This is a genomic window from Variovorax sp. 01T439_2, assembly GCF_056398445.1.
The window spans coordinates 1-1892 of record NZ_JBFTPJ010001058.1; the positions used below are offsets into that span (position 1 = coordinate 1).

At 67.5% G+C, this 1892-nt stretch carries 2 protein-coding genes; one reads left to right on the forward strand and one right to left on the reverse strand.

What is annotated here, in order from left to right; genetic code table 11:
• Positions 1-111: 111 nt before the first annotated feature.
• Positions 112-897: an IclR family transcriptional regulator gene (locus AC1DOC_RS31785; RefSeq protein ID WP_478131348.1), complete on the reverse strand. Its 786-nt coding sequence runs from the start codon at positions 895-897 to the stop codon at positions 112-114.
• A gap of 173 nt (positions 898-1070) precedes the next feature.
• Between AC1DOC_RS31785 and AC1DOC_RS31790 the strand changes: the two genes are divergently transcribed.
• Positions 1071-1892: tripartite tricarboxylate transporter substrate-binding protein (locus tag AC1DOC_RS31790; RefSeq protein ID WP_478131349.1), on the forward strand; the 822-nt coding region annotated here is incomplete at its 3' end.

Consider the following 1892-nt stretch of genomic DNA (forward strand, 5'->3'; position numbering starts at 1 on the left):
GTCTTCGCGCACTTCGTGTCGCTTCGCCCACCCCCTCGCCGGGGGCAACACCAGAGGACCGGCAAAGCCGGATCCTCGGTGTTTCACGAATGGATCCGGGGCTGCTGAGGATCAGTCGGTGCTGACGGTGCCGRCTTCCTGGGAGATCCGCTGGGCGGTTTCGAGGAGCCTGGGGGCGACGCGGCCGAGCATCACGTCCTTGGGCAGCAGGTAGGCGGGGCCGCCGCAGCTCACGCCGTAGCGCTCGCCGCGCGGGCCCTTGAGCGCAAAGCCCAGGGCGTGGATGTGCGGATGCCACTCGCCGAAGGAGCTGCAATAGCCCAGGCGCGCGTATTCGTCGAGCCCGGCCATCAGGCGCGGCTCGATCGAAGGCCAGTTCTCGCCGCTTTCCAGGCGGATCTGCTCGAGCACCTCGGCCTGCTCGGCGGCGGGTAGCGCCCCAAGGTAGGCGCGGCCCGCGGCCGAGGTGGCAATGGTCATGCGCGAGCCCACTTCGATGCGCGAACTGATCAGCGCGGAGCGGGGGCGCAGCGAATCGATGATGAGCATGTCGAGCTCGTCGCGCACGCCCATGTGGACGCTGGCGCCGGCAAATTCGGACAGCTCCGAGAGATGCGGCCGGGCCACCGTGCGCAGGTCGAAGTGGCGCAGGTAGCGGCTGCTCATGTCGAGCAGCGCGGGCCCGAGGCTGAAGCGGTCGCTGTCCTGCGACTGCTTCAGGTAGCCCGCGGCCACCAGCGTGGCCGTGAGGCGGGACACGGTGGCCTTGGGGATGCCGGTGGTTTCGGCCAGGTCGCGATTGCTGATGGGTGCGGCTGCCATTCCGATGACCTTGAGCAAGGCCAGCCCCCTGGCAAGCGCGCTGACTTCTTCTTTGCCGCCAATCGCGTCATTCATGTATCCAAACCCTTTTTTTTAGATGTTCGTTCATTCTTCAGCAAAAAACGGTTGACGTGACGGCGCTCGGGAATCATTATTTCGAAACAATGTTCCATTTATACAGAAATTCGAGACATTCCGCTGGCGGCTCAACCGCCCTTCTTCCCTCGCGAGACCGGCGCCTGCTGCTGTTGGCGGGAAGCGGCCTGGCGCTCTCCGGCTTTGCGGCCGCCGCCCCGGCGGCAACCGCGGGCGACGCGGGCGGCTACCCCAAGGGGCCCGTCAAGCTCATCGTCCCCTTTGCGCCCGGCGGGCCGACCGACACAGTGGCGCGCCTGATCTCGCTCAAGCTGCAGGAGATGTGGGGCCAGCCGGTGCTCGTCGACTACAAGCCGGGGGCCGGCACGGCCATTGGCGTCGACTTCGTCGCCAAGGCGCCGGCCGACGGGCTGACCTTCGGCATGGTGAATTCGTCCTTTGCGGTCAATCCATCGCTGCGCAAGAGCCTTCCCTACGACACGGTGAAGGACCTGGCGGGCATCACGCAGATCGCCAACCTGCAGCTCGCGATCGTGGCGCAGCCCGACGCGCCCTTCGGCACGCTGGCCGGGCTCATTGCCTACGCGAAGAAGAACCCGGGCAAGCTCAGCTACGGCACGCCCGGCGCGGGCAGCACCACGCACCTGGGCGCCGAACTGCTCAAGCGCGAAGCGGGCTTCGACATGCTGCACGCGCCCTTCAAGGGCAGCGCGCCCGCGCACACCGAACTGCTGGGCGGGCGCCTCGACCTCGTGTTCGRCCCCTTTCTTTCGGTGCTGCCGTACGTCAAGGCGGGCCGCATGAAGATGGTCGCCACGCTCGGCGAGAAGCGGGTTCCGGGCTACGGCTATCCGACCGTGGCCGAGACCCTGCCGGGATTCCACGTGAGCGCCCTGCTCGGCTTCGTCGCGCCGCGCGCCACGCCGCCGGCGGTGGTCGCGAAGATCCAGGCCGATACCGCCAAAGTGCTGCAC